General features: G+C 65.6%; 19 protein-coding genes. 9 read left to right on the top strand and 10 right to left on the bottom strand.

From position 1 onward, the window contains the following. Window positions 1-7 precede the first annotated feature (7 nt). From ATJ78_RS06635 to ATJ78_RS06660, 6 genes are all read right to left on the bottom strand, one after another. On the bottom strand, window positions 8-1045 hold the full coding sequence (locus ATJ78_RS06635; RefSeq protein WP_098406876.1) for an Rv2578c family radical SAM protein: 1038 nt from the start codon (window positions 1043-1045) through the stop codon (window positions 8-10). Window positions 1046-1088: 43 nt separating this feature from the next. Continuing rightward, window positions 1089-1877: an energy-coupling factor transporter transmembrane component T gene (locus tag ATJ78_RS06640; RefSeq protein ID WP_098406877.1), complete on the bottom strand. Its 789-nt coding sequence runs from the start codon at window positions 1875-1877 to the stop codon at window positions 1089-1091. After that, a complete protein-coding gene (locus ATJ78_RS06645; RefSeq protein WP_169923408.1) occupies window positions 1874-3511 on the bottom strand; it encodes an ABC transporter ATP-binding protein in 1638 nt (545 codons plus the stop codon). The genes ATJ78_RS06640 and ATJ78_RS06645 overlap by 4 nt, the downstream gene beginning before the upstream one ends. Before the next feature lie 82 nt (window positions 3512-3593). Next, window positions 3594-4196, bottom strand: coding sequence for an ECF transporter S component (locus ATJ78_RS06650; RefSeq protein ID WP_098406879.1), 603 nt, complete (start codon window positions 4194-4196; stop codon window positions 3594-3596). A 98-nt stretch (window positions 4197-4294) separates the two neighbouring features. Then, the gene (locus ATJ78_RS06655) at window positions 4295-5257 is read right to left on the bottom strand and encodes a pirin family protein (protein WP_098406880.1); all 963 of its coding nucleotides are present in this window, start codon (window positions 5255-5257) and stop codon (window positions 4295-4297) included. Window positions 5258-5263: 6 nt separating this feature from the next. Then, entirely contained in the window at window positions 5264-5578 is a 315-nt protein-coding gene (locus tag ATJ78_RS06660) for a GNAT family N-acetyltransferase (RefSeq protein WP_098406881.1), read from the bottom strand. A gap of 90 nt (window positions 5579-5668) precedes the next feature. Between ATJ78_RS06660 and ATJ78_RS06665 the strand changes: the two genes are divergently transcribed. The 4 genes from ATJ78_RS06665 to recQ all read left to right on the top strand — a co-directional run bounded on the left by ATJ78_RS06665 (window position 5669) and on the right by recQ (window position 9759). Beyond that, entirely contained in the window at window positions 5669-6262 is a 594-nt protein-coding gene (locus ATJ78_RS06665; RefSeq protein WP_098406882.1) for a hypothetical protein, read from the top strand. 136 nt (window positions 6263-6398) lie between these two features. Further along, on the top strand, window positions 6399-7130 hold the full coding sequence (locus ATJ78_RS06670; RefSeq protein ID WP_098406883.1) for a YcnI family copper-binding membrane protein: 732 nt from the start codon (window positions 6399-6401) through the stop codon (window positions 7128-7130). Then, window positions 7127-7894, top strand: a complete 768-nt coding sequence (locus ATJ78_RS06675; RefSeq protein ID WP_098406884.1) for a copper resistance CopC family protein — start codon at window positions 7127-7129, stop codon at window positions 7892-7894. The genes ATJ78_RS06670 and ATJ78_RS06675 overlap by 4 nt, the downstream gene beginning before the upstream one ends. Window positions 7895-7926: 32 nt before the next feature. Then, window positions 7927-9759: a DNA helicase RecQ gene (gene recQ, locus ATJ78_RS06680; RefSeq protein ID WP_098406885.1), complete on the top strand. Its 1833-nt coding sequence runs from the start codon at window positions 7927-7929 to the stop codon at window positions 9757-9759. On the opposite strand, the gene ATJ78_RS06685 is transcribed toward recQ, so the two are convergent. Next, window positions 9738-10601 carry an SDR family oxidoreductase gene (locus tag ATJ78_RS06685; protein ID WP_098406886.1) on the bottom strand — a complete coding sequence of 288 codons (864 nt, stop codon included), beginning with the start codon at window positions 10599-10601 and terminating at the stop codon, window positions 9738-9740. The two genes, recQ and ATJ78_RS06685, sit on opposite strands and share 22 nt — an antisense overlap. Before the next feature lie 134 nt (window positions 10602-10735). Between ATJ78_RS06685 and ATJ78_RS06690 the strand changes: the two genes are divergently transcribed. Next, window positions 10736-12997, top strand: coding sequence for an acyl-CoA dehydrogenase family protein (locus ATJ78_RS06690; RefSeq protein WP_098406887.1), 2262 nt, complete (start codon window positions 10736-10738; stop codon window positions 12995-12997). Window positions 12998-13070: 73 nt separating this feature from the next. Here ATJ78_RS06690 and ATJ78_RS06695 read toward each other — a convergent pair whose 3' ends face one another. Continuing rightward, entirely contained in the window at window positions 13071-14072 is a 1002-nt protein-coding gene (locus ATJ78_RS06695; protein ID WP_098406888.1) for an aldo/keto reductase family protein, read from the bottom strand. Window positions 14073-14169: 97 nt separating this feature from the next. On the opposite strand from ATJ78_RS06695, the gene pip reads away from it, so the two are divergent. Further along, on the top strand, window positions 14170-15126 hold the full coding sequence (pip, locus tag ATJ78_RS06700) for a prolyl aminopeptidase (protein WP_098406889.1): 957 nt from the start codon (window positions 14170-14172) through the stop codon (window positions 15124-15126). A 25-nt stretch (window positions 15127-15151) separates the two neighbouring features. Here the strand turns inward: pip and rfbB are convergent, their stop codons facing one another. Both rfbB and rfbD read right to left on the bottom strand, forming a co-directional pair. Next, window positions 15152-16150 (bottom strand): dTDP-glucose 4,6-dehydratase, encoded by a 999-nt coding sequence (gene rfbB, locus ATJ78_RS06705; protein ID WP_098409253.1) that lies wholly within the window; start codon window positions 16148-16150, stop codon window positions 15152-15154. Between the two features lie 5 nt (window positions 16151-16155). After that, the gene (gene rfbD / locus ATJ78_RS06710; RefSeq protein WP_098406890.1) at window positions 16156-17043 is read right to left on the bottom strand and encodes a dTDP-4-dehydrorhamnose reductase; all 888 of its coding nucleotides are present in this window, start codon (window positions 17041-17043) and stop codon (window positions 16156-16158) included. 177 nt (window positions 17044-17220) lie between these two features. Here rfbD and rfbA point away from each other — a divergent pair, with 177 nt between their 5' ends. From rfbA to ATJ78_RS06725, 3 genes are all read left to right on the top strand, one after another. Then, window positions 17221-18081, top strand: a complete 861-nt coding sequence (gene rfbA, locus ATJ78_RS06715; RefSeq protein WP_098406891.1) for a glucose-1-phosphate thymidylyltransferase RfbA — start codon at window positions 17221-17223, stop codon at window positions 18079-18081. A 185-nt stretch (window positions 18082-18266) separates the two neighbouring features. Then, on the top strand, window positions 18267-19685 hold the full coding sequence (locus tag ATJ78_RS06720; protein WP_098406892.1) for a sugar transferase: 1419 nt from the start codon (window positions 18267-18269) through the stop codon (window positions 19683-19685). Between the two features lie 58 nt (window positions 19686-19743). Beyond that, entirely contained in the window at window positions 19744-22986 is a 3243-nt protein-coding gene (locus ATJ78_RS06725) for a galactose-binding domain-containing protein (RefSeq protein ID WP_143741385.1), read from the top strand. Window positions 22987-23015: the final 29 nt, after the last annotated feature.

Consider the following 23015-nt stretch of genomic DNA (forward strand, 5'->3'; position numbering starts at 1 on the left):
GTTTCTCTTAGAACAGAGTCTGCGCCGCGTCCGCGGGCGCCGGGAGCACAGTGGGAGTGGCCGTGCGTGGCTGTTCTTCAAAGCGAACGCCGCGACGTCGCTCGAGCCCGTGTGCGCGCAGCAGCGGTCGCACGCGCTCGGCCAGCTCTGCGCGGTACTGCTTCGGTGCGTAGGCGCCCTCGGCATACAAGGCGTTATACCGCGACATGAGTTCAGGATGCTGTCGCTGCAGCCACATCATGAACCACGGCTTCACGCCCGGCTTGAGGTACAGCGTCGAGAACAGCGCGTAGCTCGCGCCGGCCTCTTTCACCCGGCGCAGTGCGTCGTCGAGCTGTTCCGTGGAGTCGGTGAGGTAGGGCAGGATCGGCATGAGAAACACGCCGCACTCGAGCCCGGCATCACGCACCGCCTTCACGGTCGCGAGCCGCGCCGTCGGCGTGGGAGTCCCTGGTTCGACGGAGGACTGCAGCTCGTCGTCGTAGACGGCGATGGACATCGCGACATCGACGCTCACGTGCTGTGCGGCATCCTCCAGTCTCGGAATGTCGCGCCGCAGCAGCGTGCCCTTGGTGAGAACAGAGAACGGCGTACGTGACTGAGCGAGCGCGTCGATGATCGACGGCATGAGCCGATAGCGGCCCTCGGCGCGCTGATAGGGGTCGGTATTTGTGCCGAGTGCGACAAGATCGCGCCGCCACGATGGTCGGGCGAGTTCACGACGCAGAACCTCGGCCACGTTGGTCTTCACGACCACCTGCCGGTCGAAGTCTTCGCCCGCGTTGAGCTCAAGATAGGCGTGCGTCGGCCGGGCAAAGCAGTAGGTGCACGCGTGCGAGCAGCCGCGATACGGGTTGATCGTCCAGCCGAAGGGCATCTCAGAGCCGCCAGGCACACGATTGAGCGCGGACTTGGCGAGCACCTCGTGAAAGGTCATGCCGGCGAACTCGGGTGTCTGCACCGAGCGCACGAGACCGGCAGGCTGAGCGAGACCCGGTAGAGCGTTTCCGTCACTCCTCGAGAGCTTTTGAGCATCCCATCGCATGCGTTAAGTAGAACATACATTCGGTGGGTTGTGGAGTTGTGAGTCAGAAGAATAGAAGACCTGCGAAGATGACCATCGTCACCGCCCAGAACGCGACGACGAACACGGCATCGCGGGTGCGAAGCGGGAGCTCGTAGCGTTCTGTGCGCGAGGGATGCGCTCCGAACGCCCGCGCGTCCATTGACAGCGAGACGCGCTCGGCGTGCCTGATCGCGCTCGCGAGCAGGGGCACGATGTAGCCGATCGTTCGTCGTACTGCCGCGATGGGGCCGCGACCGCCCATGGTTCCGCGCACGCGGTGCGCTTTGCGGATCACATCGAGCTCCGCGCGAAAGCGTGGCACGAATCGATAGGACGCGAGTGCGGCGTAGCCGATGCGGTAGGGAACGCGCAGGTGCGCGACCGCGGAGCGCACGAGGTCGGGACCGCTCGAGGTCAGACCCGTGAGCAGTGCGAGCACGACGATGCTGACCAGGCGCAGCGCGGTCGCCGCTCCGATCTCGACGGCACTGAGGTACAGGTGATAGTCGCCGATGCGCAGCAGCGTCGTGCTGTGATCGAGGTCGCCCGCGTCGGTCCAGAGGCTGAACCCGACGGCGAGAATTGCTGCGGCGACGGGTAGAGCGATGAACAGCAACACAAGCCGAGACGTACTGAGGCGAGCGCCCGTGAGCAGCAGCAGATATCCGAGCGCGATGAACGTGACGGGCGTCGCGATATCGCGCGTGAAGACGAGCGCGAGCATTGCCGGAAGGGGCCCGGCAATGGTCGCGAGGGGGTTCAGGGCGTGCAGGTAGCGGCCTGTCGCACGCCGAGGCAGAGCCACCGTCATCGGGTCGCTCCAGGCAGGTCGGTGAACCGCGTCACGCGGCGCCACGCGGCGTCGTCGACACCGCTCATCGCCCGAGCAAGCGGAGGCTGTCGCAGGCTGTGGCGCCGAAGCAGCTCGATGTCAGAGAGGATGCTGGCCGGAGCGCCGTCGGCCGCGATTCTGCCGTTGGCGAGCACAACGACGCGCGATGCGTAGTCGGCGACGAGCTGCATGTCGTGCGACACGATGATGATCGTCGTTCCATTGACACGAAGCTCGCTCAGCATCGCCATGAGCTCGTCGGCGCGTTCGCGATCCTGCCCGAACGTCGGCTCGTCTAGCGCGAGAATCGGAGCGCCGATGATGAGCGCCGTTCCGACGGAGAGGCGCCGCTTCTGCCCTCCCGACAACAGAAAGGGATGCACGTCTCGCAGCTCCGAGAGCCCGAGCCTGTCGAGCATCGCATCCACGCGATCGGCGATCTGCGGGGGAGCGAGACGATCGCCAGACGAGTCCCCGTGCACCCGAAGGCCGTACGCGAGCTCGTCGGCGACACTGTTGGCGACGAACTGGTGCTCGGGATTCTGAAAGACGAAGCCAACGCGCCCGGCGAGTGCTCGTGCGTCACGCGTTGCCGCGTCGACCCCGGCAAGCGACACGTGCTTCTTCGGAGGCCGGGCGACACCGGTGATGGCCTGGATGAGCGTCGTCTTGCCCGCTCCGTTCGCGCCGACGATCGCGAGAAAGTCTCCCGCCCGCACGTCGAGACTCACCTGATCGAGAAGGATGCTGTCGCCGCGGGCGATCGTGAGATCGCGCACGCGGATGAGCGGTTCTCCCGACGAGTGCTCGTGCGTGAGCGCGGGTGGAGCGGGAAGTGCGACGTCGTTCATGGCGCGCGTGAGCTCGGGCAGCGTGAGGGGGACGGCTTTGAGCTCGATGCCCGCGGACGCAAGCTGCTCGGCCGCCATGGTCGCGGTCGGAAGCCACACGCCCATCGCCGTGATCTCGTGCGCGTGGCCGACGATCACATCGCGAGGAGCGCCCGTGAACGCCGTGCGGCCGGCTCGATCGAGAACGACGACCCGGTCGACGATCGGCAATGCCGCATCGACATCGTGCTCGATGAGTACGACCGAGCGGTCTCCTGTGGCCGTCACACGTCGCAGCACGGCGTACACGTCGTCGCTGCCGCTCGGGTCGAGGTTTGCCGTCGGCTCGTCGAGAACCAGAATGGGCGTGCGCATGGCGAGTGCGCAGGCGATCGCGAGTCGCTGCCGTTCCCCGCCCGAGAGGATGTCGGGAGAGTCATCGCGCCGCTGCCACAGCCCGACCGTGCGGAGCGACTCCTCAGCGCGCGCGAGAATCTCGGTCACGGGCAGCAGCATGTTCTCGAGCGCAAAGCAGGTTTCGTCGAGCACCGATTCGGTGACGATCTGAGCATCGGGATCTTGAAAGACCAGGGCGACGTGCTCCGAGAGCAGAGCCGTCGTCGTCGACGACGCATCGCGGCCGAGAACAGTCACCGTGCCGTCGACCTCCGCGGGAATCGACTGCGGAACGAGACCGTTGATGGCGAGGGCGGCGGTCGACTTGCCGCAGCCGCTTGGACCGAGCAGAAGCACGACCTCACCAGCATCCACCGTCAGGCTCACACCCGCTGGTGTGGGTTCAGCGCGATCCGCGTGACGAATACGGACGTCGTCGAGAGTGAGCGCGGGCGCCGGCATCGCCGCGTCAGGCAGCCGTCATCGATCGGACCGAGTGGCGATGACGCGTGTGGCGACTCTCGCGGCGATCGACGTCTCGCTGCACCCCTCGAGCGACGCCCGTCTTATTGATGCCCGCCGCGATGACGCGCCCGAGCCAGGTGAAGAGCACGGGACTCACGGCGAAAAGGCCGAAGTAGACGAAGTTTGCCCACCCGGCGAAGTGCTCCATGCCCACGCCGATGAATACTCCACCGCCGAAGATCACGCCCATGACGGCAGCGGCGACGTAGAACACCCACGGCTTCCAGTACCGGTACCTCGAGATCGCAAAGGGAACCTCTTGGAGCAGACCGATGGCGAGCCCCGCGGCGAGATACCGCATGATGAACGCCGGGTTCACGGCGGAGCCGACGAGACCGGCGATGAGGCTCGTGATCAGGGCGACGCCGGGAAGGCGCAGAAGCGACTGCGCGATGACGCCGGGAAGAAAGTAGACGCCGATCGAGAGACCGTAGACGATCGGAGCGGCGGCCGCGACGATCCCGTTGATGAATCCCGCGACGGTGAAGACGATCCCGCTTCCCACGCCGATCGCGGCACAGGTCATGAGGAGGCGGGTGCTGAACATGGGTATCCCTTGAGACTCGGGTTGCGGAGAACTCCAGTGTCTCAAACTTAGCTGAGCCTTGCCTACATCGGCAATGGATGTGTGCGGCGAGAATCGGCTCACCGGCGACGGCGTCGCGGTGCGAGCGTGACGGTCGGGAGCGGCGGTGCGGGAATACGCTCTTCGCCGTGCCCAGGCACTGCTCCGAATCGCGAGGATCCAGCTTCCCAGTCATCGCGAGCACTCACGATATCGGCATGCGAACGCCCGACGAAGTTCCACCACATCACGAGATCTTCGCCGAACGGCTCGCCGCCGATGAGGATCACGCGGGCGGCAGCGTCCACTCTGATATCGATCGTGGAGCAGCCCTCGCCGATGTACAGAAGCTGGCGAGCAGAGACGAGCACATCGTCGACGGTCACCTCTCCGTCGACGACGAAGACGGCGTGCTCGAACGCGGGGTTCACGGGAAGCCCCTCGCTCGCGCCCGCGTCGACTTCGACGTCTGCGCCGACAAGCGGCGTGAACGTCGTGGCGGGCGACACCGCCGTCGCGAGCGAGCCGATGAAGACGCGAGCGTGCAGTCCGCCGTGGTGCCAAACCGGCAGCTCGGAATGCTGCTCGAAGAACGGCTCTGCCTCGGCAGCTTCCGGCGGCAGGGCCACCCACAGCTGTACGCCTCGCAACGCCGCGGACTCGTCACTCGGAATCGTTGAGAACTCGGAGTGCGCGATTCCGCGGCCGCTCGTCATGATGTTCAGCTGGCCCGGCTCGATCATGACGTCGCTCAAGACGGTGTCTCTGTGCCGGATCTCGCCGTTGAGCGGCCACGTGACCGTCTGGAGCCCGATATGCGGATGCGGCAGAACGCGCATGGGAACGCCCGCCTCGTCGAAGTAGTCGAGAAAGCACCAGGCCCCGACCGTGGGAAGAGCGCGCTGCGGCAGCGCGCGGTGCACGGTGATTCCCCGGATTCCGCCGAGGGGCACCTCCCGTGACTCGAGCAGGAGGGTCTCGGGTCCCGGCGAGGGCACCTGCCGCGTCAGCAGCTCCTCGCTCGGCCGGTCGAAGCGGGTCACGTGATGCTACCTGCGCTCGTGCTTCGGCGTGGGCCAGGCCACGTGCGACTCGTATTCGTGGTGCCGCTTCAGGTACGCCTGAATGAACGGGCAGTGCGGCACGATGATTTCGTCACGGGCAACGGCGTCGTCGAGCGCGCCCTTCGCCAGCACGCTCCCCAGTCCCTGCCCGCTGTACTCGTCGTCGACGACGGTGTGCGTGAAGGCCGTTCCGCTATCGTGCCTCTCGAATTCGGCGCGTCCCACCATGGTGTCGCCGAGCCAGAGCTCGTAGCGGCTCTCGGCCTCGTTTCGCGTCACGCGCGACTCGTTCTCTGCCATGCTTCCCCCGTTCGTCGCTTGCCCCAACCGTACCCGCGCCCGCCGGTCGAGGCCAGAGAGCGATTATGCTGGACGGCGGAGGGAGACGGTATGGGTCAACGCGGCATTCGCGCCCTGCGCGGAACGATCGCCGCTGCCGTTTCCACGTTCATCGCCGCGACGTCGCACGGACTCGCCGATGGGCATCCGCCGAGCTTCTTCGCGGTGAGCGTCGCGGTCACAGCATCCGTCTTCGTCTGCATCGCGCTCGCCGGAAAGACGCTGTCGCGCTCCCGGCTTGCTCTCGCCGTTGCGCTCAGCCAGCTTGCCTATCACGGCATGTTCGCATTCGCGCCCTCGGGCGGCACCGTCGATTCGCGCGGGATCGGTGCGCACGCGCAGCATCTCGCGGGCCCGATCGAGCTCACTGCCGGCGGTGTCGCGCACGTGCACGGCACAGGCATGTGGCTCGCACACGTCGCCGCGGCGATTGTGACCACGATCGCTCTCGCGAAGGGCGAGCAGGTTGTGCGCGGGCTCTTGGCGACGCTGCGTCTCGCCGTGGCGGCGCTCTGCGAAGCGCCCGCCCCGGTGATGATTCCGCCGGTGGCGTCGATGATTCCGGATGCTGTCGCGTCACGTCGCGCGTCGGCTGTTGTTCCCTCGTGTTCGGAGCGCGGACCGCCAGCGCTCGCCCTGGCCTGAGCGCGCTTCGCGGCGCACTGGCCCACGCACCTCCATTTCGCCGATGCCTCGCGAGGCGCGGCGACGCGGGCATGAATGTTGCGGGTTCTCCGCCGCGCCCGCGTGCGCAACGAACAAGAGAGAAGACAGAACAGACATGACCAGATCAACGCAGAAGCTTGTGGGACTCGGCGCGGTCGCGGGTGCGGCACTTGCGCTCGCCCTTCCGCTCGCGGCCAGCGCTCACGTGCACGTGACGCCCGAAGAGGCGGCAGCAGGGTCGAGCACCGTGCTCACGTTCACCATCGGACACGGTTGCGACGGCTCGCCAACGACGGCCGTGCGCATCGGAATGCCCGACGATGTCGTCACGGCGAAGCCCGTCGTCAATGCCGGCTGGACAGCCGAAACGCAGACCGAGCCGGTCGATGGTGTGACCGATCAGAATGGCGAACCCGTGAGCGAGCGCACGAGCGCCGTGCAGTTCACGGCGAATACGCCGTTGGATGCTGAGCAGATCGATACGCTCTCGGTGCAGGTGTCGCTGCCCGAAGACACAGCGGGCAAAACACTCGCCTTCCCCGTCGAGCAGACGTGCGAGACCGGCGCGACGGCGTGGGATGAGGTTGCGGAGCCGGGCGAGGATGAGCCTGAGCATCCGGCCCCCGTGATCACGGTCGGTGATGTCGCCGAAGCGGGCCACGGGCACGGATCGGCAGCGGACGACACGAGCGATCACGCCGGCTCGGCAGAGGCAGCGGGCGCGGCGGCCGACGATGACACCGACATGGTCGCGCGTATCATCGGGATTGCAGGGCTCGCTGTCGGCGCCGCCGGAATCGTCCTCGCGGTGCTGGCCCGACGGCCCCGCGCAAAGGAGACGAAGTGACGAACAGAACGACAGAACGCAGGCGTGCTCCACGCGCGATTGCGCTCGCGCTCGCGGCGGGAATTGCGGTCTCGATCGCCGGAGCGCTCCCCGCTGCGGCCCACACGCAGGTGTCTCCCGCTGCTCCCGAACCGGGGTCAACGGTTACGACGGGCCCTGTCACCGTGGCCCTTGAGACAACCGAGCCGATTCTCGAGAGCGGACAGAAGAGCATCATCGTGAAGGGTCCGGGAGACGAGGAACGTTTCTTCGGTGATGGCTGTACCGATGTGTCGAACGGTACGACGCTCAGCGCCGAGATCACGCTCGGCGAGCCGGGAGAGTACACGGTCGTCTGGACGCTCGTCGCCGAGGACGGCCACACCCAGAGCTCGAACGACTTCGAACCGTTCACGTTCACCTGGCAGCCCGATGAGGGCCAGCAGACTGCCGAGGGATCACCGTCGGTGCCCACGTGCGGCGACGAATCCTCGTCGGGTGCGACGGGTGATGAGGGGTCGTCGGGTGCTCGAAGCAGCGACGAGGCGTCAGGCTCAGAGTCTCAGGGCGACGAACCGACAGACAACGACGCGAGCGCGGCCGACGGCAGCGACATCGCATGGCTGATCGCCGCTGCGGGGATCGTCTTCATCGCAGCCGCTGCGGTCGTGATGATCGCCGTGCGACGCAAGATGCTCGCCGATGACGCCGAAGACGCCGACGCGGATGACGACGCGGCAGTTCCCGACGACACGTCGCAGTCGGGACCACCCGCAACATCGTGAGGCTGACGGTGCCACCGGCTACGGTGGAGTCGATGACTTCTCCTGCCGGTGGCACCGCTCTCGACGTGCTCAGCCACGTCTTCGGATACGGCGCCTTTCGTGGTGAACAGGCGGACATCGTCGAGCACGTGTCGGCGGGCGGCGACGCTGTCGTGCTCATGCCGACGGGCGGAGGCAAGAGCCTCTGCTACCAGATCCCCGCGCTGCTTCGCGAGGGAACCGGGGTCGTCGTGTCGCCGCTGATCGCGCTCATGCACGACCAGGTTCAAGCGCTCCGCGCCGCGGGCGTGCGCGCGGAGTACCTCAACTCAACGCAGACGCTAGAGGAGCGCTCTCGCGTCGAACGCGCGTACATCGCAGGTGCGCTCGACATTCTGTACGTCGCACCCGAGCGTCTGAACACCCCGTCGACGCGATCGTTGCTGGCGCGCGGAGAAATTGCTCTGTTCGCGATCGACGAAGCGCACTGCGTCTCGCAGTGGGGTCATGACTTCCGCCCCGACTATCTAGCGCTCTCTGACCTTGCCGAACTCTGGCCAGACGTTCCGCGCATCGCATTGACCGCCACCGCCACAGAGGCGACCCATCGTGAGATCACGCAGCGGCTCAGCCTCGGCAACGCACGGCACTTCGTCGCGAGTTTCGATCGCCCGAACATTCAGTACCGAATCGTCCCGAAGCGCGACCCGAGGGCTCAGCTCGTGGAGTTTATTCGAGCCGAGGGGCAGGATGCCGCGGGCATCGTGTACGCGCTCAGCAGAGCGTCGGTCGAGCGCACCGCCGAGTATCTCGTGCAGCGCGGCATTCCCGCCCTTCCGTACCACGCGGGTCTCGATGCTCACCTGCGCGCCGAAGCGCAGTCGCGGTTTCTGCGTGAAGACGGCCTCGTGATCGTCGCGACGATCGCATTCGGCATGGGAATCGACAAGCCCGACGTGCGATTCGTCGCGCATATCGACCTCCCGAAATCGGTCGAGGGCTACTACCAGGAGACCGGTCGAGCTGGTCGAGACGGCGAACCGTCGGTGGCGTGGCTCGCCTACGGCTTGCAGGACGTCGTGCAGCAGCGGCGCATGATCGACGATTCGACGGCGGATGCCGCGCATAAGCGGCAGGCGATGCAGCACCTTGACGCCATGCTCGCGCTCTGCGAGACCGTGCAGTGCCGGCGCGTGAACCTGCTGCGCTACTTCGGCCAAGATAGCGCTCCATGCGGAAACTGCGATACGTGCCTCGAGCCGCCCGCCGTCGTCGACGGAACGATCGCCGCGCAGAAGCTGCTTTCGACGGTCGTTCGGCTCGACCGGGAACGCAACCAACGGTTCGGCGCGGGTCAGCTCATCGACATTCTGCGCGGCAAAGAGACGCAGCGCACAAGGCAGCACGGACACGACAGCCTGAGCACGTGGGGCATCGGCGCCGATACGTCAGAACAGCGATGGCGCGGCATCGTGCGGCAGATACTGGCGCAGGGCCTTCTGGCGACGCGCGGTGAATACGGTGTGCTGGGAATCACCGAGGCAAGCGGCGACGTGCTGCGCGGTGACAGGGCGGTGCAGCTGCGTGACGAGCCCGAGAAGTCCCCTCGTGCGCGGGCGACGCGGAAAGCTCCGGCACACGAGCTCGAGCCCGCTGCGGCAGAGCTCTTCGAGAAGCTGCGCGAGTGGCGGGCAGCGACCGCACGCGAGCAGAGCGCGCCCGCCTACATCGTCTTCTCAGACGCGACGCTGCGTGAGATCGCCGTCGCGCGCCCCACGGATGTCTCGGCGCTCGGCGGCATCAGTGGCGTTGGCGACAAGAAGCGCGCGAAATACGGCGATGCCGTTGTGGACCTCGTGCGCGCCTACGCCGCGCTCGGCTCGTGACCGCCGTGCCCCGGTTCGCGACCGCATCCGGGCTTCATCGACGGCACGTGCGGTGGCGACGTGCGGTTCATCCAGTCCTGCCACGTGGTTGAGCCGCGCCGCGACGAAGGAACGAGGTTCGCGCCCGCTCGCAGGTAGCGTCCGATCGCGAAAATGAGCGGCACAGGCACGAGCAGGCACCGGCGCCCCGTATGCGCCATCCACTGACGTGAAAGCGTGCGCACCGACTCCACCTCGGGTCCGCCGTACGAGCGGATCTCGTCTGCTCCCGTGTCAGCGGCGGCGTCGATGATGAGCTCGGCGATGTCAGCGACATCGATGGGCTGAAGCCGTGCTCGGTCCGACGTGGGCATGACCCGGAAGCGCGCGGCCCTCGTCGCGAATTCCCAGACCTGCTCGTAGAGCACGGTGAATCGCACGACCGTCGTGGGCACGGGCGAGTCGAGGTAGACGCCCTCCTGATCCGTCTTCGCCTCGTAGTATGCGAAGTCGCTCTGGTCGCAGCCGACGTCGGACACCACGACGACGCGCTTGATGTCCGCCCTTGCGGCAGCATCCGTGATCTGAACCGCGCCGATGCGGAAGATCGCCTGGGCAACGTGCGACACCCCGTTGAGGCAGTCGATGACCACGTCGACGCCGGCCAGATGCGCATCGAGCTCGGGAGCCGCCGCGTGGTAGAGGTCGCACGCACGATAGTCGACGCCCGCGACGACGCGTGAGTCGCTGGAGCCCGGAACCGCTCGTGACAGAGAACGAACCTCGTGCCCGCGAGCGCGCGCGGCAGCGCAGACCGCGCTCCCTGTGGGCCCCGTCCCACCGACAACCAGAATGCTGGCCATACGTGACTTCCTTCTTCACGACGCGCGACGCATCGCGTGTTCCCCCACACCACCAGTTGACACTTTTCACACTACGCGCAGTAAGTCCCCATCCGGGGGAGTAGCTTGTGTGAATCGGCAGAGAAGTCCGACGGATGCTGTGGAGCAGCGACAACACTTCAGCGGCATCGTGCGACGCGCTTTGTAGCCCGCGGACGGAGGGCTCCGCGCCTCGCGGGGATCGGCCTATCGTGTGGACAACGACGACCGAGAAGGGCGAGGGAACAGCAGTGACCCAGAATCTGGAAACTCCCGACGACGTGATCGATGTGGCAAACGTGCGCGAGACGGTGGACACGGGTCCCGTGCGGGTTTCGGGATCGGTGTCGTTCGACGCGGCAGAGGTTCAGCGCGTGCTTCTCGGGCGATGGGCAGACATCAGAACGAGCGCGCGCGAACTCGCCGCGCGCCCCGAGATGCAGCGCATCGAAGGCCAGCCGATGGACGAGCACCGTGAGCGCGTGCTCAAGCAGCTGCACCTTCTCGTCGAGAACGGACAGGTGCTTCGCGCCTTCCCGAAGCGGCTCGGCGGAGACGACGACGCGGGTGGCAACATCGCCGGGTTCGAAGAGCTCGTGCTCGCTGACCCGTCACTGCAGATCAAGTCGGGTGTTCAGTGGGGTCTGTTCGGTGCGGCGGTTCTGCACCTGGGCACGGAGAAGCATCACGATCGGCTCCTTCCGGGCATCATGACCCTTGACGTGCCCGGCGCGTTCGCCATGACCGAGATCGGGCACGGGTCAGACGTCGCATCGATCGGAACGACGGCGACGTACGACGAGTCGACGCAGGAGTTCGTGATCAACACGCCGTTCAAGGGGGCGTGGAAGGAGTTCCTCGGCAACGCGGCGCGCGACGGCATCGCCGCCACCGTGTTCGCGCAGCTCATCACCAAGGGCGTCAATCACGGCGTGCACTGCTTCTACGTTCCGATTCGCGACGAGAATGGCGCGTTCCTCCCGGGCGTCGGCGGCGAGGACGACGGCCTCAAGGGCGGCCTCAACGGCATCGACAACGGGCGACTGCACTTCACCGACGTGCGCATCCCGCGGGACAACCTGCTCAACCGGTACGGCGATGTCGCCGAAGACGGCACCTACAGCTCGCCGATCGCGAGCCCGGGGCGCCGCTTCTTCACGATGCTCGGCACGCTCGTGCAGGGGCGTGTCTCGCTGGATGGCGCTGCGACGACAGCATCCGCTCTCGGCCTCACGATCGCGATTCGCTACGCCGACCAGCGCCGCCAGTTCAACGCGGCGTCTGACACCGACGAAGAGGTGCTGCTCGACTATCAGAAGCACCAGCGGCGCCTGCTGCCGCGCCTGGCGCAGACCTACGCGCAGACGTTCGCGCACGACACACTGCTGGCGAAGTTCGACGAGGTCTTCAGCGGACGCGCCGACTCTGATGACGATCGGCAGGACCTCGAGACCCTCGCCGCTGCCCTCAAGCCGCTCTCGACGTGGCACGCCCTCGACACGCTGCAGGAGTGCCGCGAGGCGTGCGGCGGCGCCGGGTTCATGAACGCCAACCGGTTCACGAGCCTGCGCGCCGACCTCGACGTGTACGTCACGTTCGAGGGCGACAACAACGTTCTGCTGCAGCTGGTCGCGAAGCGCCTGCTCACCGATTTTTCGAGCAAGTTCCGCAAGGCGGACGCGGGAGCGCTCGCGCGCTACGTCGTGGCGCAGGCGGCCGACCGCGCCTATCACGGCAGCGGCTTGCGCACGCTCGGCCAGACGCTCGGCGATCTGGGGTCGACGGCGCGTTCGGTCGGGCAGCTGCGCGAGACCGATGTGCAGCGCGAGCTGCTCACTGATCGGGTCGAGACCATGATCGAGAAGATCGCGGCAGAGCTGCGCCCCGCATCGAAGATGTCGAAGAAAGACGCCGCCGACCTGTTCAACTCGCAGCAGGCTGAGCTCATTGAGGCGGCGCGAGCGCACGGAGAGCTGCTTCAGTGGGAGGCGTTCACGGCGGGCCTGGGTGCTGTTCAGGATGCTGACACGCGTCAGGTTCTCACGTGGCTGCGTGACCTGTTCGGGCTGAGCCTGATCGAGAAGCATCTGGCGTGGTACCTCATGAACGGACGGCTGTCGTCGCAGCGCGCCGAGGCCGTGAGCGCGTACATCAACCGTCTCGTCGCGCGGCTGCGGCCCTATGCGGTGCAGCTCGTCGACGCGTTCGGCTTCGACGAAGCCCACCTGCGCGCGCCGATCGCGACAGACGGAGAGCAGCAGCGCCAGGACGAGGCACGCTCGTACTACGAGGCTCTGCGTGCATCGGGAGAGGCACCGGTCGACGAGAAGGTGCTGCGGGCCCGCGAGAAGGCTGCGGCGAAGAAGCTCGCGCGATAGATCGACACGCACATACAGCGAGAGGGCGGATGCTGCGACGCGCAGCATCCGCCCTCTCACTGTCGGCGGTGGGTCAGGACGGACGTTCCGTTGGTGTGTCGGTCTTCGACGGATCGCGCTCGACGACGTGACCGATCACGGAATCGATGCGGTCGAGGAGCTCCTGATCGAGCGTCGTTCCCGATGCCGCGACATTGTCGGCGATCTGCTCGGGGCGTGACGCTCCGATGATCGCCGTCGCGATGTTCGGGTTGCTGAGCACCCAGGCGATCGCGAGCTGCGGCATGGTGAGCCCGGCCTCCGCGGCAATCGGCTTGAGCTGCTGCACAGCCGTGAGCACGTCGTCGCCGAGGTACCGCGCGACGGTCTTCGAACCGGCCTCGTCTGTCGCCCTGCTGCCCGCTGGCGCAGGCTTGCCCGGCTCGTACTTGCCTGTCAGCACGCCCTGGGCGAGGGGAGACCACACGATCTGCGAGATGCCGAGGTCGACGGAGGCCGGAACGACCTCCTCTTCGATCACGCGCCACAGCATGTTGTACTGCGGCTGGTTCGAGACCAGGTGAATGCCGAGTTCGCTGGCAAGGGCGTGCCCCGCGCGGAGCTGTTCGGCGGTCCACTCGCTCACGCCGATGTAGAGAGCTTTGCCCTGTCGCACGATGTCGGAGAACGCGAGCATCGTCTCTTCGAGGGGCGTCTCGGGATCGTACCGGTGCGCCTGGTACAGGTCGACGTAGTCGGTGCCGAGGCGCTGCAGCGATCCGTTTATCGACTCCATGATGTGCTTGCGGCTGAGTCCCGAGTCGTTCGGTCCCTTCGGCCCCGTCGCGCCCCACACCTTTGTGAAGATCTCGAGTGATTCGCGACGCTGCCCTGCGAGAGCATCCCCGAGCACCTGCTCAGCGACGGTGTTCGCGTACACGTCTGCCGTGTCGAACGTTGTGATGCCGTGGTCGAGGGCGGCGTGCACGCACGTCGTCGCCGTGTCGTTCTCGATCTGGCCGCCGTGCGTCAGCCAGTTGCCGTAGGTGATGTCTGAAATACGCAGTCCGCTGCGTCCGAGGTATCGATAGGCCATGCCCCAACGCTACGCCGATCGGAGTCGCACAAGAAGAACATGGTTCGCGTGGTGAATTTTCGCCGTGACGGGGCCGTATTCACGGTATCGTCGCACCATGCGAGAGATGTACCCGAACATCGAACCGTACTTGACGGGGATGCTCGACGTGGGGGACGGCCAGCGGATCTTCTGGGAGGCCAGCGGCAACCCCGACGGAAAGCCCGTCGTCTTTGTTCACGGTGGACCGGGCGGTGCCACGAATCCTGAGCAGCGCCGCGTCTTCAACCCCGAGAAGTACAACATCGTGCTCTTCGATCAGCGTGGCTGCGGCAAGAGCACGCCGCACGCGAGCGATCCTGAGGCCGACCTCACCCAGAACACGACGTGGAAGCTCGTCTCCGACATGGAGCAGCTGCGCGAAACGCTCAACATCGAGCAGTGGCAGGTTTTCGGCGGCTCGTGGGGAAGCGCCCTTGGGCTCGCGTATGCCGAGAAGCATCCGGATCGCGTCACAGAACTCGTTCTACGCGGAATCTTCACGCTGCGTCAGGTCGAGATCGACTGGTTCTACGAGGGTGGCGCGGCGGCGCTGTTCCCTGACCTGTGGCAGAAGTTCGTAGAGCCGGTCGCTTTGCAGGACCGCAATCACATGGTGCAGGCGTATGCCGAGATGCTCGCCGACCCCGACCCGGAGGTGCACGTTCCTGCCGCGCAAGCCTGGTCGGAGTGGGAGTCCGCCACGATCACGTTGACGCGCGACGAGTCGAAGATCGCGTCGTTCACGGAGCCCGCGTTCGCGACGGCGTTTGCCCGCATCGAGAACCACTTCTTCGTGAACAAGGGCTGGTTCGAAGAGGGTCAGCTGATTCGGGATGCTGTGAAGCTCCGCGACATCCCCGGTGTCATCGTTCAGGGACGATACGACATCTGCACGCCGATGATGACCGCGTGGGATCTGCACGAGGCATGGCCCGAGGCTGATCTGCAGATCATTCCCGATGCGGGGCACGCCTTCGATGAGCCCGGGATTCTCTCGGCGCTCATTGAGGCAACCGACCGCTTCGCCGATTAGGCGCCGCGACAGCGGCGGAGGTTCGCTACTGTCCCTGCGCGGTGTAGCGGGCTTCGGCGACGCTCTTTTGAGGTTCCCACCACGCCCGATTGCGCGTGTACCAGTCGATCGTCGACGCGAGACCTTCAGAGAAGTTTGTGAAGCGGGGTCGCCAGCCAAGTTCTGACCGCAGCTTCGCCGAGTCGATGGCGTACCGAAGGTCGTGTCCGGCTCGGTCTGCCACGTGATCGTATGCATCGAGCGGCTGCCCCAGCTGCTGCAGGATCATCTCTAGGACGTCGCGGTTGCTCATCTCGCCGTCCGCTCCGATCAGATAGGTCTCGCCGATGCGACCGCGTTCGAGTATCGCGAGCACCGCTGACGAGTGGTCGTCTGCGTGGATCCAGTCGCGAACGTTCACTCCCGAGCCGTAGAGCTTGGGACGCTGGCCGGTGAGGACGTTCGTGATCTGCCGCGGAATGAACTTCTCGACGTGCTGATAGGGGCCGTAGTTGTTCGAGCAGTTGCTGATGGTCGCCTCGACGCCGAACGAGCGGCACCAGGCGCGCACCAGCAAGTCGCTTGCCGCTTTCGTCGACGAATAGGGGCTTGAGGGATTGTATGGCGTCCCCTCCGTGAAGCGATTCGGGTCGTCGAGAGCGAGATCGCCATAGACTTCGTCGGTGGAAATATGGTGAAACCGTTTGCCGTGCCGCCGCGCCGCCTCAAGCAGCGTGTACGTGCCGATGACATTGCTGTCGAGGAAGGGGCGAGGATCATCGAGTGAATTGTCGTTGTGACTTTCGGCGGCATAGTGAACGATGCCGTCGTGTTCACGCACCAGTCCATCAACGAGGTCAGCGTCCGTGATGTCACCGTGCACGAGCTGAAAGCGGGACGCGGGCAGATCGGACAACGACGCAGGGTTCGCTGCGTAGGTCAGTTTGTCGAGCACCGTGACGGAATACGAGGTCGCGCGCAGAACGTGGCGCACGAAGTTTGCGCCGATGAATCCGGCACCGCCGGTCACGAGAAGGTCTGACACACCGATCACTCTAAGTCAGTCATCGTACTGCGGCGCGTGGTGAGGAGATGCTCGAATACCCCAGTTCGCGCGGCATCGTGCAGAGCATCCCGCCACGGCCGCATGGCGGGTAACGGAGTCGCTCGCCATGCTGCGTGCCCCAGGACCGAGTTGGCCGGCCGACGCGCCGATTGCGCGAAGCTGGCGCTATCGGTGGCCCGAATGCGCGATGGGTCGAGGCCGCACTCGGCAAAGACGGCCTGAGCGAAATCGAACCATGTGGCATCGCCGCTGTTCGTGCCATGGTAGATGCCGGGTGCAGCGTTGCAGTCGAGGAGTCGTTGAATCTGAACGGCGAGATCCCGCGTCCATGTGGGCTGCCCACGCTGATCGCTGACGACATCGATCGTCTGACGAGACGAAGCGAGTGTCAGCATCGTCCCAGCGAAATTCGATCCGTTCCGCCCGTACAGCCACGCTGTGCGCACGATGAACGTGCCGTCGGGATAGATGCTGCGCACGAACCGCTCTCCAGCGGCTTTGGTTCGCCCGTACGCCGACACGGGGTGCAACGGTGCATTCTCGCTGTACGGCAGGGGAGACGTGCCATCGAAGACGTAGTCGGTGGAGACCTGAAGGAATCGTGCTCCTCCTGCCTTCGCGGCCTCTGCCAGATACCGTGGGCCATCTGCATTGATCCGGTAGGCGAGGTCTTCGTTCTTCTCTGCCTCGTCGACGCTCGTATAGGCGGCGGCGTTGATCACGACGTCGTGTCCCGCCACGGCGCGGCGAACCGCAGCAGCATCCGCAATGTCGAGATACTCGTGGTCGGCGGCCGTCACCTCGTGATGGATGAGCTGCTCTCGAAGATCGGTTCCCAGCATTCCGCGTGCCCCGGTGACCAGTATGCGCATGACGGCACCTTCCCCCAATTGTGAGTACATCTCAGTTTTCGGGCCCATTACAAGGTTAGACTCCCCGCGTGAACACCCGAAATTGTGCTGTCCCCTGCAGCACTCCGAGCGGCCAGCTGTCCGGGCGCGGCGCCCGGCGTGCCCGTGCTGCTGGTTGCCGAGCGAGCGTGAGCTGACATGCGCGGGATCATCCTGGCGGGCGGCTCTGGCACGCGGCTGTGGCCCATCACGCGCGGCATCTCGAAGCAGCTGATGCCCATCTACGACAAGCCGATGATCTACTACCCGCTGTCGACACTCATGATGGCGGGCATCCGCGAAGTTCTGATCATCACGACCCCGGAGCATCGTGCGCAGTTCGAGTCGTTGCTCGGTGATGGCGCGAATCTCGGTATTCGTCTGGAGTACGCTGTGCAGCCGGCGCCGGAGGGACTCGCCCAGGCGTTCCTCATCGGCGAAGAGTTCATTGGCGACGACAGCGTTGCCCTCGTGCTCGGAGACAACATCTTCCACGGCACGGGGTTGGGCACGGCGCTGCAGGGGCACAGCGCGCTCACGGGAGCACTTGTCTTCGCCTACCACGTGGCAAATCCATCGGCATATGGCGTCGTCGAGTTCGACGAAGACTGCTGCGCTGTGAGCATCGAAGAGAAGCCCGCCCGGCCGAAGAGCAATTATGCGGTTCCCGGTCTCTACTTCTACGACAATCGTGTGATCGAGATTGCGCGCACGATCGCGCCGAGCGCTCGCGGCGAACTCGAAATCTCGGCTGTCAACGAACGCTACCTCGAGTCGGGCGACCTGCGCGTCGAGATACTCCAGCGGGGTACGGCGTGGCTTGATACCGGAACGGTACTGTCGATGATGCAGGCATCCGAGTATGTGCGCGTCATTGAAGAGCGCCAGGGCTTCAAGATCGGATGCATCGAGGAAGTCGCTTGGCGGCAGGGCTGGATCACGGAAGCGCAGCTCTTGGAGCTGTCGGCTGCCTATGCGAAAAGCGGGTATGGCACTTATCTCTCGAGTCTGCCGGCGTAGCCGCTCTCGATGGCCGGAGTGCCCGCTGGTGCCCCTAAACTGGGGTGAATCCCAAACGTGAGTAATCCTCTAATATGACTAAAGCTGAGCAACACTCACTTTAGATCAGCGGTCACTGGCCCAGCCTCTCGTCACTCTCGTGTAGTTCTCGAGTGCGGGTGTCAGTGCGCAGCGGAGGAGGGACGATGAGTCGCATTGAGGCCAGGCTCGCGCCCCCGGACTCGGTGTTCCGGGCCATCGCCGCGAGTACTGCCGTGATGCGCAGCGAGACACGTCGAACGACGATGCGGCCCAGAGCGATCGCCCTCTGGGTGGTCGTGACCGACGCGCTCGTCGTTCTCGCAGCGCTCGCGACGACTGCGGTTGTTCCAGGAGCAGGTCTTAGCTCACTTGGATTGAACGCGCTCGTCTTCGTCGGCTGGCAGGTTGCGCTCATCGGGACCCGATTGCGAGCGGGTTCTGCTTCACGTTCAGATGCGGGCGGGCCCGCACGCGTGATCGCGGCGACGGGCATCGTCTTCGGTACTCTCGCCGTGAGCGCAATCGCGCTCGACGTCCCGATGGATCGCGCGCTGTTCACCATCACCCTTCCTCTGGGAACAGTACTTCTGCTTGGTTCTCACAGTCTCTGGCGATCAGCCGTTCGCACTCTGCAGCATGCTGGTCGCTTGGAGCATGCCGCGGTCGTGGTTGCGTCACCGGAGGACGCCGACGGAATTGTCAACGGACTGCGCCGCGACCGCGCAGCCTCGACGACCGTCGTGGACGTCGTCACCGATTTCGACGACGCCGTTGCGCTCGCCCGTCGTGCTGCGGTGGACACCGTCATCGTCGGCCCGACCGCGCACGGCGGTGACGTGCGCCGTCTTGCATGGCGGCTGGAAGGTACGCGAGCGACACTTGTTCTTGCCACGCGCACGTCCGACGTCGACCCTCATCGGCTGCGCCTTGAGACACGTGAGGGACTTGCACTCCTCTCGGTCAGGCCTGCTCGGTTCAACGGCGCCTCCCACGTCGCGAAGCGAGTGTTCGATGTCAGCGCCTCGGCTCTGACGCTCATCGCTCTGGCCCCGCTCATGGCGTGCATCGCCGCCGTGATCCGCATCGATAGTGCTGGTCCTGCCCTGTTCCGCCAGACCCGCGTCGGCAAGAACGGTGAAACCTTCACCATGCTGAAGTTTCGGTCGATGGTGAACGACGCTGAGCGGGGAGTCGAGCAGCTGCGCGAGCTCAACGACGCTTCTGGGTTTCTCTTCAAGATGCACGATGATCCTCGCGTGACTCGAGTCGGAGCCTTCATCAGGCGTCACTCACTGGACGAGCTGCCACAGCTGATCAACATTCTTCGCGGCGACATGAGCATCGTCGGTCCACGTCCGCCGCTGCCGCGAGAAGTTTCGTCGTACGAGGGCGATGTGCACCGGCGACTTCTCATCAGGCCGGGTCTCACGGGGTTGTGGCAGATCAGCGGCCGCTCCGACCTCAGCTGGGACGACAGCGTTCGCCTTGATCTGAACTACGTCGAGAACTGGTCGCTCTTCGGCGATGTGAGGGTCATCGCCAAGACCGTGAGCGCCGTCGTGCGCCCTGTCGGCGCCTACTGATCATCATGAGCTCGCTGGCCAGATCCGCTGCCCTCCGACGCGTCGGAGCCTGTTGCCCATGACTATGGCTCGAGCACGTCGCCGTCGGCTCGCCGCGTACAGCGCGGGGGCGATCGTGATCGCGCTCGCGGCATCCGTGGGGATCGCGGCGGTTCTGATCCAGAACGCCGGGATCGGCCGCTCTGCGGCGTCAGCATCCGACATGCGACCCGCCGTTCCAGTGTGCGGATTTCCCGGCGCACTCGTCGGGAAGATCGTCGCTGATGCACCGCGAGACCAGGACACCGAGCCGATCGGGTCGCGCTATCGACTTTCCTTGAACGACGATCTGCACATTGCGGGTCTGTACATGACGGATGCCGGGGCGCTCGTTGAGTCGCAGAAGGACGACGGGTCACGAGTATTCGCGCCAGTCACAGGCGGTGGCGCTGACCGTGGGATCGTCGTCGACTTCGACCGGGACACGCGCGAACCGCACAACAACGGCTCTGTGGCCGTCGCGCCGGACGGAACTGTCTACGCAATCGATTCCTACGAGGGGCGGCGAGACATCGCCGTGTTCGACGCGAGGGGAACGCAGACCGCCGCGATCGCCGTGCCGAAGAGTGATGCCTCCGAGGAGCATCCGCTCGACCTTCACGGAGTCACGTGGGTTCCCGACTTCGACGGTGAGCCCGTGCTTCTCGTGGGCGAGCGCGGAGTGGTGACACACATCTTTCGCGAAGATGGAACGTATCTCGGGGTGAGCAACAGTCTTCCCGGCGCGATCATCGGCGCGTCAGGCAACCTGGTGACGGCAGTCGAGCCCATCAGCACCGACACGGTCGCTCTGAGTGTCACTGATGTCGCGACCGGTGAGACCGTCATGAGCGCGTCATACCGCCCGGCCGATGGCGAGAGCGGCGCTGGCACTCCCGGTCTCGAACGGCCCGGTGCTGTGGTTCCCGCGCCGCACGCGGACGGGTTTCTCATCTACGAGGCGGGTGAGAGCCTCACCTGGGTCGACAGCATCGGCGTGCGGCGCGGAATATGGCTCGGCGATCAGCATTCGTCCCCGAGCCCGGTCGGAGACATTGTCACCCACAGCGGCACGTACTGGATGAGCGTCACCGTCGAGGGTGAGGAATCGGTGCTGAAGCTGTCGGCGGACGAGATGGCTGCGATGCTCGCGACGCCCGTCAGCTACAAGGCGCAGAACGGCCCCGCGATCGCGCAACTGGGAATCGGCGTCGGGGTAGTCAGCGATGCACCCTTCAATCACGCGGACTGGGGTGAGCAGCTCACCGTGAGCCTGCGCTTCGAAAGCGGCTGGGGACTGCTAGACGGGGACTCCGCCGCCGACGACCTGGAGTTTCGCTACAGCATTCGGGGCGACCCGCTATCAGCGCAGCCGATCACGGAGCCCGAGCGCGACGTCGATCCCGAAGTGGGTGGTGGTGAGGTGTCGCTGGAGGTGCCGTCAGCTGTTCCGGGGCCCTATGAACTCAGCATCAGGATGGTGGACGGCGCGTCGGGTGAGACCCGCTCGGCTGCGTGCTTCCGATACAGCATTGGCGCTGAGGGTTCCGACCTGAATCTCGATGATCTGGCGCCGGGTGCGGGCTGGGGCGGGCCCGATCCGCTGCGAGGCGTTCAGCTCGCCGACCGTCTCGGCATCGGCAGCTTTCGCCTTCAGCTCGACATGGGCACGCTCATCGCCGACCCGGCCCAAACACCCGCGGCCACGCGCATCGACTGGTCGAACCTGCCCGGCGCGGCCGACGATGCGACGTCTGTCTTAGACGGGTTCCGGCAGATTCGTGCGGCGTCTGACTATGCGCTCGCGCACGACGTCGAGGTGATCGTGCAGGTCGGGCAGAACGGCGATGCTGAGCGAGCCGCTGTCGATGCTGGAACGTGGGACGGCTGGGCTGGCGTTATCGTCGCAGCGTTCGCACGTCACGCACCCGGGATCACTCTGTGGTCGCCCTGGAATGAGCCGAATGTTTCCTTCGACTCGGGCGCGGATTTCTCGACGCGTGTCGATATTCCGTTCGCACGTGCTGCACACGCGGCAAATTCCGAGGCGCGAGTGATCGCTGGAAACACCCTGGGCTTCGCCGACGAGTGGTGGACGGATGCTGCGACGACGCCGCTGTGCCAGGAGGTCGACGCGCTTGCTGTGCACCCGTACACCGGATGGAATCGGTCGTGGGAAGAGGAAGGCTTCGCGGGTGCCGGTGCTGGATATGACAGCTTCAGAAAGGCGATCGGAGCCGAATGCGCTGACCTCCCCGTCTGGGACACCGAGTCAGGATGGACGTCGGATGGCACGCTGCCGTACTGGACGCAGGGGTCGAAAGTCGCGCGCAAGCTTCTCTGGAACCGGCTCGACGACGTCGCTGGCTGGACGTATTTCTTCAGCGAAGGCGGGTGGGGCGAGAACAACCTGAGCTGGTCGCTCATCCAGTACGAATCTCACGTCAAACCGGGAGCGTTGGCATTCGCCGCCGTCAGCCGGACGCTCGTCGGGCTGGGGACGCCGAGCCTCGTCGACACCGGCATTCCGGTTGCGCACGCTGCGGCGTTCGCTGATGCTCCAGGCACCCTTGCCGCGTGGACGGACGAGGCGCGCGTGGACGCGGAACTGACCGCTACCGCCGCGACGGCGACCGTCACTGACCAGTACGGCGCGACGCGCGAGATTGAGCTCACCAACGGCAGAGCAGAGGTCGTGCTCACCAGCAACCTGCAATTCTTCTCGACCTCCGACGGCTCCGAAGTGCACGTCGCGCCAGCCGAACCGTTCGGCGATGACGTGCTGAGGGGCGCGCACGTTCGAGCGTCATCGACAGCTGAGGGAAGCGACGCGCAGATCGTCACCTCGGGGTCTGTGAACCCCTACCTCCCGTGGCGCTCCGGAACCGCTGAGGGCCGTGTCGACGAGAACCCGGCTCTTACGGTCTCGCTGGACAAGCCTGTGACGATCAACCGCATCGCTGTTGCCAGTGGAAGCATGGAATGCTGCGAAACGGGACTGCGCAGCTACACCATCTCGGTTCGCTCCGAAGACGGCGAATGGCAGCGGGTCGCATCCGTCGAGGACCAGTTCTGGTCGCGGGTACGGATCAGTGAGTTTGACCCGATCTCGGTCACCGCCGTCCGCGTCGAGGTGCCGTGGACGACAATTCGGGACACACGCGTGCTGGACGTCAACTACTCCGGACTGGTCGGCGGCTTGCCCCCGCCGTTTCTCGGAGTTCAGACGGCGTCGTCCGAGGCCGTCTCGATCGCGGCGATTTCTGCGTGGGCGCCCGGTTAAGACGTCACAGCCACAGAATGCGACAACGA

It is taken from the genome of Paramicrobacterium agarici (genome assembly GCF_002563955.1).
GTDB classification, from domain to species: domain Bacteria; phylum Actinomycetota; class Actinomycetes; order Actinomycetales; family Microbacteriaceae; genus Paramicrobacterium; species Paramicrobacterium agarici.